Source organism: Rhodococcus sp. 5A-K4 (genome assembly GCF_046097995.1).
GTDB lineage: Bacteria > Actinomycetota > Actinomycetes > Mycobacteriales > Mycobacteriaceae > Rhodococcus_F > Rhodococcus_F erythropolis.
This window is the reverse complement of record NZ_JBJURM010000014.1, coordinates 1-13,002: the sequence shown is the minus strand read 5'-3', so window position 1 is coordinate 13,002 and position 13,002 is coordinate 1. Positions and strand designations below refer to the sequence as shown.

Annotated in this window: 13 protein-coding genes; 8 read left to right on the top strand and 5 right to left on the bottom strand. The window is 61.5% G+C overall.

Annotated elements, in window-relative coordinates:
• Positions 1-88: 88 nt before the first annotated feature.
• Complete coding sequence (locus ACKAMS_RS18855) at positions 89-892, top strand: TetR/AcrR family transcriptional regulator (RefSeq protein ID WP_021345270.1); 804 nt, start codon at positions 89-91, stop codon at positions 890-892.
• Here ACKAMS_RS18855 and ACKAMS_RS18850 read toward each other — a convergent pair.
• On the bottom strand, positions 827-1,810 hold the full coding sequence (locus ACKAMS_RS18850; protein WP_007733475.1) for a sugar-binding transcriptional regulator: 984 nt from the start codon (positions 1,808-1,810) through the stop codon (positions 827-829). The genes ACKAMS_RS18855 and ACKAMS_RS18850 overlap by 66 nt on opposite strands.
• A gap of 239 nt (positions 1,811-2,049) precedes the next feature.
• Between ACKAMS_RS18850 and ACKAMS_RS18845 the strand changes: the two genes are divergently transcribed.
• The 3 genes from ACKAMS_RS18845 to ACKAMS_RS18835 all read left to right on the top strand — a co-directional run bounded on the left by ACKAMS_RS18845 (position 2,050) and on the right by ACKAMS_RS18835 (position 6,218).
• On the top strand, positions 2,050-2,880 hold the full coding sequence (locus tag ACKAMS_RS18845) for an MIP/aquaporin family protein (protein WP_019744909.1): 831 nt from the start codon (positions 2,050-2,052) through the stop codon (positions 2,878-2,880).
• A 65-nt stretch (positions 2,881-2,945) separates the two neighbouring features.
• A complete protein-coding gene (gene glpK / locus ACKAMS_RS18840) occupies positions 2,946-4,454 on the top strand; it encodes a glycerol kinase GlpK (protein ID WP_020970480.1) in 1,509 nt (502 codons plus the stop codon).
• Positions 4,455-4,502: 48 nt separating this feature from the next.
• Positions 4,503-6,218 (top strand): glycerol-3-phosphate dehydrogenase/oxidase, encoded by a 1,716-nt coding sequence (locus tag ACKAMS_RS18835; protein ID WP_019744907.1) that lies wholly within the window; start codon positions 4,503-4,505, stop codon positions 6,216-6,218.
• A gap of 64 nt (positions 6,219-6,282) precedes the next feature.
• Here the strand turns inward: ACKAMS_RS18835 and ACKAMS_RS18830 are convergent, their stop codons facing one another.
• From ACKAMS_RS18830 to ACKAMS_RS18815, 4 genes are read right to left on the bottom strand one after another with little or no spacing between them, the layout of a single operon-like run.
• Positions 6,283-7,560 (bottom strand): HAMP domain-containing sensor histidine kinase, encoded by a 1,278-nt coding sequence (locus ACKAMS_RS18830; protein WP_060938160.1) that lies wholly within the window; start codon positions 7,558-7,560, stop codon positions 6,283-6,285.
• Positions 7,557-8,234: a response regulator transcription factor gene (locus ACKAMS_RS18825; RefSeq protein ID WP_029256009.1), complete on the bottom strand. Its 678-nt coding sequence runs from the start codon at positions 8,232-8,234 to the stop codon at positions 7,557-7,559. The genes ACKAMS_RS18830 and ACKAMS_RS18825 overlap by 4 nt, the downstream gene beginning before the upstream one ends.
• Before the next feature lie 12 nt (positions 8,235-8,246).
• Positions 8,247-8,810 carry a hypothetical protein gene (locus tag ACKAMS_RS18820; RefSeq protein WP_020970477.1) on the bottom strand — a complete coding sequence of 188 codons (564 nt, stop codon included), beginning with the start codon at positions 8,808-8,810 and terminating at the stop codon, positions 8,247-8,249.
• Entirely contained in the window at positions 8,803-9,459 is a 657-nt protein-coding gene (locus tag ACKAMS_RS18815) for a hypothetical protein (protein ID WP_408989370.1), read from the bottom strand. The genes ACKAMS_RS18820 and ACKAMS_RS18815 overlap by 8 nt, the downstream gene beginning before the upstream one ends.
• Positions 9,460-9,715: 256 nt before the next feature.
• Here ACKAMS_RS18815 and ACKAMS_RS18810 point away from each other — a divergent pair, with 256 nt between their 5' ends.
• The 4 genes from ACKAMS_RS18810 to ACKAMS_RS18795 all read left to right on the top strand — a co-directional run.
• The gene (locus ACKAMS_RS18810) at positions 9,716-10,282 is read left to right on the top strand and encodes a hypothetical protein (protein WP_408989369.1); all 567 of its coding nucleotides are present in this window, start codon (positions 9,716-9,718) and stop codon (positions 10,280-10,282) included.
• A gap of 63 nt (positions 10,283-10,345) precedes the next feature.
• Positions 10,346-10,807: an RNA polymerase sigma factor SigD gene (locus tag ACKAMS_RS18805; RefSeq protein ID WP_020970474.1), complete on the top strand. Its 462-nt coding sequence runs from the start codon at positions 10,346-10,348 to the stop codon at positions 10,805-10,807.
• Positions 10,808-11,043: 236 nt separating this feature from the next.
• Complete coding sequence (locus ACKAMS_RS18800) at positions 11,044-11,967, top strand: thiamine pyrophosphate-dependent dehydrogenase E1 component subunit alpha (protein WP_044479496.1); 924 nt, start codon at positions 11,044-11,046, stop codon at positions 11,965-11,967.
• A gap of 10 nt (positions 11,968-11,977) precedes the next feature.
• A partial coding sequence (locus ACKAMS_RS18795; RefSeq protein ID WP_408989368.1) for an alpha-ketoacid dehydrogenase subunit beta occupies positions 11,978-13,002 on the top strand: 1,025 nt, incomplete at its 3' end.

Below are 13,002 nucleotides of genomic sequence, written 5' to 3'. Positions count from 1 at the left end.
CCTCCAAGTAAGAACTGTGTATATCATAAACTCGTGTTTATAGCGTACACAGTTCTAGGATGATGGCAAGAGTGAAGAGTGGGAGCTTATGGATCGCGGAGCGCTACCGAGAGCAGTTGAACTGGCCTGGGGACTGGACCAGCCGGGAACGCGGGGTCCCAAGAAGGGGCTCAGTCTCGAGCAAATTCTCGACACCGCGATCGAGTTGGCCGACGCGGAAGGTGTCACGGCTCTGTCGATGGGCCGCGTGGCCAAAGCGCTCGGGTTCACGACCATGTCGCTCTACCGCTACGTGGCAAGCAAAGACGAACTGATCGAGCTGATTTCGGATCGGGTGATCGGGCCACCGCCGGTGATTCCCGACGGCGTGACCTGGCGCGTCAAGCTCGAGGCGTGGGCGAATCAGGAGTACGCCACGATGCTGAGTCGACCGTGGTGGCTCAAGCTGCCCATCACGGCTCCACCGACCGGGCCCAACAACATGGCGTGGCTCGACGCGGGTCTGAGCGCCCTCGACGGTGTCGCCCTGAGTGCCGCGTCGAAGTTCCAGGTGGTGACCAACGTGTCGTTGTTCGTCATCGGCCGCGCCCGATTCTCGGCCGACCTGGCTACTCGTTCAGCGCAGTCGGCAGATGACGACGTCGCATACGGTGCTCTCATTGCTCGTGTCATCAATCGGGAGGAATTCCCCCACCTGAGTGCCGCAATCGAGGAGGGCGGCTTCGAGGACGGCAGCCCGGAGGGTGAGGCCGCCGGCGACGATGCCTTCGATTTCAGTTTCTCGCTTGGTTTACTGCTCGACGGAATCGAGAAGCTGGTGCAGCGGTCAGGACACCAGCGCGGTGGCACTGACGTCGTCGATGATCAGGTCGGTGATCAGCCCGCCCCGTAGTGCACCCTCCAGTGCGGGCAGTTTTGCTGTTCCGGCGACGATGCACACGCGCCTGGCGACCTTCTCGAAAAGGTCCAGTCGTGGGCCGCTCGCGCGCTCGTTGAGTTCGATTCCGCGGTAGCTTCCGTCTGACCGGAAGAACACGGTTGCGATGTCGCCGACTACTCCGTCGCGTCGAAGTGCTTCTGCTTCATCGGGTTCGAGGTATCCGGCGGTGTAGACGTGACTCGGGACGTTGCCGCCCGGTACGCCGATGCTGAAGACTGCCAGGTCCATTCGCTTTTGCATGTCCAGTACGCGTTTGATACTTCGTTCGCGCCACAACTGCTCCCGGGTCTCCGGGTAGTCGAAGAATGCGGGGACCGGAAATCCTTGGGGGAGAGCGCCGTAGGCGTCGGCGATGGTTCTGATGATGTCGCTGGCGTACGAGATTCCGGTGGTGCGAGTATTCGCAGCGCCGTTGAGTTGCACGACGTACGAGTTGTACGTGCGTTTGGGGGCAAGGTGCTTGCTGACTTCACTGAGAGTGGTTCCCCAGGCGATCCCCATCACCATGTCGCTGTCGAAGAACGACGCGAGCAGGCGTCCGGCAAAGGTTGCGACCTTCTCGAGTCGCTCGAGATCGCCCACCAGTTCCGGCACCGTCACCACGTGGGCACGCACTCCGTACCGTTCCGAGAACTCGCGTTCGATGCGAGGAGCCTGGCCGTGCGGGGTGCTGATCTTGATCTCGACGAGGCCTGAGGTGCGCGCGTAGGTGATCAATCGGGAGACGGTGGATCGGGACACCCCCATGTCGCGGCCGATGGCAGCCATGGTCTGGTCCTGGAAGTAATAGAGGCGTGCGGCCTGAACGGCGTCGGCGATGCGAGGGTCCGCCGGATCGGAGGTAGCGGAGTCGGAAGTGGGAGTTTCCATGGGTTCGTCCTGTCTGCACGTACGTGCAAGAGCACTGAACCGAATCTTATCCGAGTAGAACCAGGTTGAGCCGCTCGATCACGCAAAGTCCCAGAAGTGTGTCTGTTACCCGCGTTACGGTGCGCAAATGACGCATTTGCACATATGTGCACGAGCTATGCGTGAATGTGCAATGGGCTTTACGCTACGGGTGCAGCAATCCAAACTATGACATGCATCACAACGAAGTGAGGGTGGGGATGGAGAAAGCCAAGCGATTGGGGCTTCCGGGCGAGTTGGCAGCCGAGTTCGCCGGAACGATGATCTTGATCTTGTTCGGCGTCGGAGTTGTGGCGCAGGTTGTGTCCGGCGGGAGCGGTGGGGGTCTCGGCGGACACGACAGTATTGCGTGGGCCTGGGGACTCGGCGTCATGTTCGGCATCTATGTCGCAGGCCGGGTGACGGGTGCTCATCTGAACCCCGCAGTGACCTTCGCCTTCGCGATCTTCCGGGGATTCTCCTGGCGCAAGGTGCTGCCGTACACCCTGGCGCAGACCGCTGGAGCCTTTGTCGCCGCGTTGATAGTCCGGTGGAATTACAACGACATGCTCAATGCGATCGATCCCGGACACACAACCGCCACCCAGACGATCTTCTCGACGATGCCCGGAAACGGAACGCTTCCGGTCAGTCTCGGCTCGGCTCTGATCGATCAGATCATCGGCACCGCCATCCTGTTGTTCCTCATCGTTGCAGTCACCGATTCTCGTGGAACTCCGCCGCTCGCGAATCTCGCGCCGTTTGTCGTCGGATTGATCGTGGTGGGAATCGGATTCGCCTGGGCGACCAACGCGGGGTACGCCATCAACCCGGCGCGCGACTTCGGGCCACGACTGGCGTCCTTCATCACCGGCTACGGCAGCGCCTGGCGAGATCAGTACGGGAGCTTGTATTTCTGGGTGCCCATCGTGGGACCCCTGATCGGCGCTCCGATCGGAGTGTTCCTCTACGACAAGCTGGTTGGAAGATTCCTGCCTGACGAGGAGTCGGCGGAAGAAGCGACCGAAGAGCCGGCGTCGATACCGGCGTGACCGCGAAACATTATCTCTGACAGTCAATCTCTCGTACTTTCTTTCGATACCAAAGGGGTAGCACGATGACGCAGTTCGTAGCCGCGATAGACCAGGGAACCACCTCCACACGTTGCATGATCTTCGATCACAGTGGGCACGTAGTCGCTGTCGAACAGCACGAGCACACACAGATCTTTCCGCAGGCAGGCTGGGTCGAACACGATCCGATCGAAATTTGGGACAACGTCCGCAACGTCACCGCGGGCGCTTTGGCAAACGCAGACCTGACCGCGGCCGATATCGCGTCCGTCGGCATCACCAATCAGCGTGAGACAGCGGTGGTGTGGGAACGCGCCACCGGAAAACCCGTCTACAACGCAATCGTCTGGCAGGACACACGCACCGATCGAATCTGTACTGCACTCGCCGGCGAGGACGGGCCGAAGAAGTACACCGAAGTCACCGGATTGCCTTTGGCCACGTACTTCTCGGGTCCCAAGGTCAAGTGGATTCTCGACAACGTCGAGGGGGCGCGTGAGAAGGCCGACGCAGGAGAGTTGTGCTTCGGCACGATGGACACCTGGGTGCTGTGGAACATGACCGGCGGCGTCGACGGCGGAGTGCACGCAACCGACCCCACCAATGCGTCGCGCACCCTGTTGATGGATCTCGACACTCTCGCTTGGGATTCGGCGATCTGCGCCGACATGGGCATCCCCGAATCGATGCTCCCCGAGATTCGCAGCTCGTCCGAAACTTTCGGATTCGTACGCGAACGCGGAACGTTGTCCGGCGTGCCGATCGCCGGAATCCTCGGCGATCAGCAAGCAGCGACTTTCGGTCAGGCCTGCCTCTCACCCGGAGAAGCGAAGAACACCTACGGAACCGGCAACTTCGTGCTCCTCAACACCGGCACCGAAAAGGTGATGAGCAAGAACGGTTTGTTGACTACGGTCTGCTACAAGATCGGTGAGCAGCCAACGGTTTACGCGCTGGAAGGATCGATCGCCGTGACCGGTTCGCTGGTCCAGTGGCTTCGGGACAACCTCGGCATGATCGACAACGCGGCCGACATCGAGGTCAATGCGCGCTCTGTGGACGACAACGGTGGCGCGTACTTCGTGCCTGCGTTCTCGGGTCTGTTCGCACCGCACTGGCGCGCGGATGCCCGCGGTGCCATCGTCGGTCTGACCCGGTTCGTGAACAAGGGGCACCTTGCCCGGGCGGTACTCGAAGCGACTGCGTACCAGAGCCGTGAGGTGATCGAGGCGATGAACCTCGACTCGGGCGTCGACTTGAAGGTACTCAAGGTCGACGGCGGAATGGTCGCGAACGAACTCCTCATGCAATTCCAGGCCGATCTGCTCGACGTCGAGGTGATCCGCCCTGTCGTTGCGGAGACCACGGCATTGGGCGCTGCGTACGCCGCTGGTCTCGCGGTCGGGTACTGGGAGAGCGAGGACGACATTCGCAGCAACTGGGCGAAGGACAAGAGCTGGACGCCGTCGATGGATTCGGCCGAGCGTGAGCGGCTGTACGCAGGCTGGCAGAAAGCCGTCACTCGGACACTCGACTGGGTCGACGCAGACTGATAGCGGCGCCCGAATTTCTACCTATTTTCAAGTGAAGGAACCCTTTTCATGAGCACAGCACAAGCATTGAGTCCGTCCTCGCGGGCGGAGTCGCTGAAGAAGTTGGAAGAAACCGAACTCGACGTCCTGGTCATCGGCGGTGGCGTGGTCGGCGCGGGTAGCGCGCTCGATGCCGCAACTCGTGGTCTGAAGGTGGGCTTGGTGGAGGCTCGTGACTTCGCGTCCGGAACCTCGAGCAGGTCCAGCAAGTTGTTCCACGGCGGACTGCGTTACCTGGAGCAGTTCAATTTTGCGCTCGTGTTCGAGGCACTGCGTGAGCGTTCGCTGGTTCTGAACTCGCTGTGCCCGCATCTCGCGAAGCCGGTGCCGTTCATCTACCCGCTCGAGAAGTTGATCGACCGGCCGTACGTCGGTCTGGGCATCGGCGTCTACGACGTGATGGGCGCAGGCCGCGGGGTTCCCTCACACCACAAGCATGTGGGAAAGAAGAAGACTCTCGAGTCGTTCCCTTCCGGAAAGCGCTCTGCTATCAGGGGTTCGGTCAAGTTCTACGAGGGCCAGGTAGATGACGCCCGCCACACGATGATGCTGGCGCGCACAGCAGCCGAATACGGCGCACTGTGCGTGAACAGCACCCGCGTAATCGGTTTTCTCCGTGAGGAGGACCGCGTTGTCGGAGTGAAGGCAGTGGATCTGGAAACGGGTCGCGCGTTCGAGATCCGTGCTCGTCAGGTCATCAACGCCGCCGGGGTCTGGACCGACGAGATCCAGGAAATGGTCGGTGGGCGAGGGCAATTCCAGGTTCGCGCTTCGAAAGGTGTGCACCTGGTCGTCCCGCGAAACCGCATCAACTCCTCTACCGGAATCATTACGCGGACCGAGAAGAGTCTGCTGTTCGTGATCCCGTGGGGAAGCCACTGGATCATCGGTACGACGGACACCGACTGGAACCTCGACCTCGCGCATCCGGCAGCGAGCCGAAGCGATATCGACTACATCCTCGGACATGTCAACAAGCTGCTCCAGGACGAGTTGACGCACGAGGACGTTGTCGGTGTGTACGCGGGACTGCGTCCGTTGTTGTTCGGCGAATCGGACTCGACCAGCACTCTCTCGCGTGAGCACGCGGTGTCGAGTCCGGTTCGAGGGTTGACGGTGGTCGCCGGTGGCAAGTACACGACCTACCGCGTGATGGCCAAGGACGCAGTCGATTCCGCGGTACACGGACTCGAACAGAAGGTGCCGAAGTCCTGCACCGAGCGTATCCAGCTGGTGGGTGCCGACGGTTATTTTGCCGCACACAACAATCGGCATCTCACCGCTGAGCGCACCGGGCTCCACGTTTCGACCATCGAGCACCTACTCGGGCGGTACGGCACTTTGGCTGACGAGTTGTTCGAACTCATCGAGGCGAGGCCTGAACTGGGGCAGCCGTTGGACTCCGCCCCTGAGTACCTCAGGGCGGAGATTCACTACGCCGCGAGTCACGAGGGTGCGCAGCATCTCGACGACATCCTCACCCGTCGTACCCGCATCTCCATCGAGGTGACCGACCGCGGCGACGCGGCAGCCGCGGAAGTAGCCGAACTGGTTGCGCCGGTGCTGGGTTGGACTCCCGAGCACATTGCCGAGGAGATCGAACACTACCGGTTGCGTGTTGCAGCCGAGCGGGAATCGCAGGAGCAGCCCGATGACCTGACCGCTGATGCGGCGCGCCTTGGTGCACCGGACGTTCGCACCGGAGTCACTGTCGGACAGGTTTGAACCTGAGACACCACTGATCGGCCGGGGCACTGCGTCCCGGCCGATCGGCCGAACTGGCTCGGTGTCAAGCGAACTCGTCTGGCGGGCATTCGGGGAGGTCGATCGTCACCACAGCGCCGCCGTTCGGATGGTTCGAGAAGTTGATACGAGCGCCGATGACCGCCGCTTGCCCGACTACGATCGTCAAGCCGAGGCCCAGGCCCGAGTTCGGGCCGCGTTCGACGCAATCGGTCTGAAATCTCTTCGGCCCCTGACGAAGCCACTCTTCAGTGAAGCCGCTGCCCCGATCCCGCACCGTGATGCGGGAGTGGTCGACGTCGACATTGATCGGCGGCTTTCCGTGATTTCGAGCATTCAAGATCAGGTTGGCGATGATCCGCTCGAGCCGACGTGCGTCGGTGTACGACACAGGTGTCCCGTGAACTCTCACTTCGCACTCCACCCCGGTGGTGGAAATCGCGTGGTGAACCACCGGTGCCAGTTCCACCGATTGGATGTCAGCCTGCTCGGACGTGGTGTCGAGGCGGGCCACTTCGATGACGTCCTCGGCAAGCCTCCTGAGTTTATGGACGCCGTCGCGCACCAATTCGGTAGGCCTACCTGGCGGCAGAAGCTCTGCGGCGCCGACCAGTCCGGAGATGGGTGTTCTGAGGTCATGCGCGATGTTGGCTGTCACGCGCTTCTCGGCGTCCAATTGTCCCCGCAGCGCATCCGACATTGCGTCGACCGCATCCGCCAGCTCGGTGATCTCGTCGTCGAAAAGCGACCAGGTGACCGAGCGGACGCGGATGTTCGCTCCGGTGGACACTTTGCGAGCCGCACGGGCGGCCGAGCGCAATCGATACGACATCGCGAGTCCAAGCAGCACACCCAGGACGGCACCCGCTGCGATCACTGCGATGGTGGCATTGCGAAGTGTCCGATCGACGCTGGCGATCGATTCCCGCTGCGCGGTGTACGGGACGCGAATCGCCACCACCTGAGTGTTGACGTCGGCAGCAGCCCAGACAAATGGCTGGTCCCCGCTGTTGACAAGGTAGGTGGCACGTTTGCCGCCCGCCACGGCCTGACGCAACTCTTCCGGAACGTCGAGACCATCTGTGGTGGCGCGGAACAGCGCACGCATGCTGCCCGTTTCGTCCTGCAACACCAGTTGGAGATTGCGATCAGCTGCCGCCCGCGCTGCATCCTCTTGGTTGTGTGAAAAGGTTTGATGCATCACGGTACTGAGCGTGATCGAGGCGACGGCAATCACGAACGTGATCGCTGCAGCGATCTTCCACTGAAACGACAACCGCCTCCCGGTGGACGGGAGCTTGGCGGCGAGATCCCGCGATCTCACCGATGGTTGTCCATCGTGTAGCCGAACCCCCGGACGGTTCGGATCTGTTCGGAGCCGATCTTCGTGCGCAATCGCTGAACGTGAACGTCGACGATGCGCGTATCGCCGCCCCAGTCGTAATCCCAGACGTCCGAGAGCAGTTCGGAGCGAGACCAGACTTTGCGCGGCACACTCACCATGACCAGGAGCAGCTTCATTTCAGTGGGGGTGAGTGCCACTTCGGCGCCCGAACGCGTGACGGTCACCAACTCGCGATCGATCTCCAGATCGCCGAGAGTCACGATGTCTTTCTCCGTACCGGAATGGGATTCGACCCGCCGGAGCACACTTCGGATACGGGCCACCAGGACACCGCTGTCGAAGGGCTTGGTGACGTAGTCGTCGGCACCGGCTTCCAATCCGAGAACGATGTCGACCGGGTCGTCGCGCGCGGACAGCATGATGACCGGCACCGACAGTTCCTCACGAATGCGTCGGCACAGGCTGATTCCGTTCAGGTCGGGAAGCATCACGTCGAGGACGGCGATATCCGGCTTGGCGTCGACCGCCAAATCCATTCCGGTCAACCCACCCGATGCGGTGATCACCCGAAACCCGTTGCGTTCGAGATTCAATTGCGTTGCTTCGCGGATGACAGCGTCGTCTTCGACCAGCAAAATCAACGGATCGGTCATCGGCCTTCGCTTTCATGGGAACGGAACACTCTCAAACCCTTCACCGGTCCACTTGTATGCAGTCGACGATTGACAGAACTCCGGAATGCCGGGGTCTTTGCACAGGTCGACCATGACCGACAATCCTCCGGTTGAGCCGACGACGTAGCGTCCTGGGTCTTGCACTCCGAAGACTTTGTGAGCGCCCGATTCGTCGATCTGGTAGACGAATCCGGCGACCATGAAGCTGACCGGTGGGGCCGGTCGTCCCCAGATGCCGACAGACTCGCAGGTGAAGACATTGACGACGGCATCTTGCCAAACGGCGTCCGTCACGTGGGAGTACCGGATTTCGAAGGGGAAGTTCGCATCCCCGCACAGTCGGAGACTGTCCTTGACCGCATCGGACACTTCCGGGTCTGCTCTGAGGAGGGCAACAGGATCGATGCTCAAGCCCTGTGAGAGATCCGAGGGGTCGAGTGATGCTGCGATATTCGGAGTGGGTTCTGATTCAGGCTCGGTGGAACAGGAGGCGAGAGCAAACGCGACCGGCAGGCAAAGACCGGCGAGCATCGCGCGGCGACGGCGATCAATCACGGATGAACTCCGTTCCATCCCAGTGGAACTCGGTTCGCAGCGGCGGACGCGGGCAACATTCGAACTCCGGTGGTCGCGGATCCGTTTCCAGGACAGACAAACTCGCGGCGCGCTGACCGCTGACGATGAATTTTCCGCGCTCTTCGACGGAGAACAGGCGCTCACCCAGTTCGGGATTGTCTTCACTCGAACCGGCCTTGCCGCTGCGGTAGACGTAGCCGGCGAGGTTGACCGAAATCGATACTCCGGTCCCGGGTTGGTGGGCAGGTTGGCACCGATACACATTCATGACGACCAGTTCGGTCTCCGGCACGATACGAGGTGCGCCTGGATCGAGAAGGATGGATCCGACAGAGATCGGATACCAGTCCGGGCACGATCGGAGTTCTGTCTTCACGCCCTCCGACACCCCGGGGTCGTCGAGAAGCGCACGGCCCAACCTCGAATTCTCGGCAACCCGTCTGGCCAGGTCGGCGGGCTGTGTGACGGACAATCCGGTGGAAGCGACATCGCCTTCGATCACAACACCCTGGGTGGACCCGCATCCGGTGATCACAGACGCTCCGACGGCCGCTGTCGCGAATGCCGTACCGAACAGCCTGCGAGTGCGGCCTGTTCGGCCCTCGCAGATCTCATTCCGATACAACACTTTCCCCTCCCCGGCCGGTGCGAACTGTCTCATCGGCATGCGCACTTTTCATAGGATCACACGTGATCTCGATATCGGCGTTTCGCCACCCACCGTTACGTAATCGTATGAATGTCGGGACCGTTGAGAGTTGGTACGCGACCGCCGGAATTCTGTTACGAAACCGATGGAATCAGGCTTTTAGAGTGAGTCACGTCGATGTTCGCCATTTGAGGTGAACGGACCCGAATTTCTGTATCGAGGAGCGTGAGAGCACATGCCTGATGTTTTGCTGACCAACAAGTCTCGGCGCCTGCGAGTGTTTCTTGCCGTACTGACGATCGGAAGCGCGTGCGCCATGACCGCGTGTTCGAGTGAAGACACCACTGCACCTGAAAACGGTTCGACGGCTACGTCAGTGGTCGCGGCGTCCGCGACCACACCCCCGCTGACCACGGTGGCACCTACGTCGGAGACAGTCGAAAATTCGAATTCGGCCGGCAGCGCGGACGAATCCACCCCGGGAGTCCCGGCGGGTGGAGCAGCACCGGCCTGGACGCCGGTCTCGGCCAGCGCAGTTGCCCCTGCGGCCCCTGGTCCGGCTACCGGGTCGACCAAGTGCACCGATCAGATCGACTATGCGGGCGATCCTCGTTCGAATGCAGAGATCAACAGCATCGGAGAGCAGATGGGTTCATGCCCGGCCCCGCTCCCATCCGGTGCCGTCGAACCCCCCGAGAAGTGCACTGACCAGATCAACTACGGCGCTGACCCTCGTTCCAACGCCGAGATCAACATCATCGGGGAACAAACCGGGATCTGCCCCGAGCCGATACGCCCCTAGCGAGTTCGAAACCTGAGCAGTAGTCGGGAATTCGACCAAGGGTGGAACCAGGGGGAGATCGGAATGACAAGCAGGGCAGGTGGACGTTCGATCGACGGTGTTGCCGACGATGCGTCCCGAGGGGATCGTGACGCGATTGCGGAACTCCTTCAACGCATCGTGCCTCTGGTGACGCGGCGCTGTCGTGCCGAATTGCGACCGGTCGACGCTGACCGTATTGCCGTCGGCATCTGCGGTTCCGTCCTGGCCGATATCCAGCGACGACGACGCGCCGGAGAAGCGTTCCTCGCGCATCTGTACGACGCGATCAGTCGCGAAATCGATTCGCTACCCGCATCCAGTCGACTCACTCTGCCGTTCGGCGATCTGTCGGCCGTCGAACGCAATGTCTTGGTAGCTCGCATCGTTGTCGGTTTCGACGTGCGCGAGACGGCGCTGTCACTGAGAACAACAACGAGCGCCGTCGAACTCGTCCAACACCGCGCGCTGTCCAAGATCAGACGCGGCAGCCTCAGCGGCGCCTGAGCCAACGCTCGAAAGTCAACAGCTGCAACCCTTCGCAACTCCCGGCAACCTCACGCAACTCTTTCTCTTCGCCCGTGACCTACACGACACTGCATGGCGACGAGTGATCGAGAACGAGGAGTGTGACGGTGGTTCAACGGACGGCGCAGAAGCCGGCAACGTCAGGATCGAAAAAGACCGGGGCCAAGCCTCATTCAGGGCTGGACCGGGATGCATTGCTGAAGGCGTACGAGAAGATGTCGCGCATCCGCGCGTTCGAGGATCGATTGCACGAAGAGAATGCAACCGGTGACATCCCCGGCTTCATTCACCTCTACTCGGGCCAGGAAGCCATCGCAGTGGGAGTGTGCGAGAACCTGAGCGACGCCGACTACATCGGATCCACTCACCGCGGTCACGGGCACTGCATCGCCAAGGGCTGCGATCTGAACGGCATGATGGCCGAGATCTTCGGCAAGGACGACGGCCTGTGTCGCGGTAAGGGTGGGTCGATGCACATCGCCGACCTGTCCGTGGGAATGCTGGGTGCCAATGCGATTGTCGGCGGAGCACCGTCGTTGGCGATCGGCGCTGCACTGAGTGGCAAGACACTTCGAAACGGCGTCATCGCAGCGTCGTTCACGGGAGACGGTGGATCCAACCAGGGAACCGTCTTCGAGGCGATGAACATGGCTGTGGTGCTGGATCTTCCGATCGTCTTCGTGATCGAGAACAACGGATTCGGTGAAGCAACAGGAACCGACTACGCGGTGGGCGCACCCGACATCGCCGCCCGCGCTGCATCCTTCGGAATGCCTGCCGTCAAGGTGGACGGCACCGACTTCTTCGCGGTCTACGACGCAATGGCGGAAGCATCCGAGCGAGCCAGGACCGGCGGTGGCCCCACCACGATCGAGGCGGCCGCATTCCGTTGGCACGGCCACTTCGAGGGTGACGCGCAGCTGTATCGCACGGCGGAACAGGTTGCGCAACTGCGGGAAACCAAGGATCCGCTCAAGAATTTCCGTAGCAGTGTGGATGCGAAGAAGGTCAGCACCGCTGATCTGGACGCGGTGGACGAGCAGTCGCGAGTGCTGGTGGACGAGGCGGTGGCGAAGGCGCGCGCCGCAGCGTACCCACCAGTCGAAAATCTGCTGACCGATGTCTACGTGTCGTACTGAGGAGCCCGAGATGACAAGCGTGGAAGCCACGAACGTGTCGAAGAAGACCTACCGCGAGGCCGTCAAAGAGGCCATCGCTCAAGAAATGCAACGAGATCCGAGCGTCGTCCTGATCGGTGAGGACGTACGCGGTGGGCATGCCGGTACCAATCCCGATCTGGAGACGAAGAGGATCGAGGCATTCGGCGGTGTCCTGGGTGTCACCAAGGGATTGTGGACGGAGTTCGGATCGGAGCGTGTAATCGATACCCCGATCACCGAATCCGCGATCATCGGAATGGCTGCCGGAGCCGCACTGACCGGACTGAGGCCGGTCGCCGAGCTGATGTTCATGGACTTCTTCGGAGTCTCCTACGACGCGCTCTACAACCAGGCTGCCAAGTTCCGCTACATGTTCGGTGGCAAAGCCAGAACTCCGCTGGTGGTGCGAGGCATGATCGGCGCCGGCTTCTCCGCCGCTGCGCAGCACTCTCAGTCTCCGTACAACGTGTTTGCCGCGGTGCCTGGCCTGAAAGTGGTCGCGCCGTCCAACGCCTACGACGCCAAAGGCCTTCTCATCCAGGCCATCCGGGACGACGATCCTGTTGTGTTCTGCGAGCACAAGGTGCTCTACGACCTCAAGGGCGAGGTGCCGGACGAGCCGTACGCGATTCCGTTCGGCGTCGCCAACTACACCAGGCAGGGCGACGACGTCACGATCATCGCTTTGTCCGCAATGGTGAACCGTGCCAACGACGTAGCGGACAAGCTGGCCGCCGAGGGTATTTCGGTCGAGGTCGTCGATCCTCGTACCGTCTCACCATTGGACGAGGACGGCATCCTCGAATCCGTCGCATCGACCGGACGCGTCGTGATCGTCGACGAATCCGCCGCCCGCTGCGGTTTCGGGCACGACGTGGCCGCGCTGATCGCCACCAAGGGATTCAACTACCTGAAAGCGCCGATCGAACTGATCACGCCGCCACATACTCCGGTTCCGTTCTCACCGACCCTCGAAACTGCCTGGCTGCCTGACGTTGCGCGCATCGAAGAGTC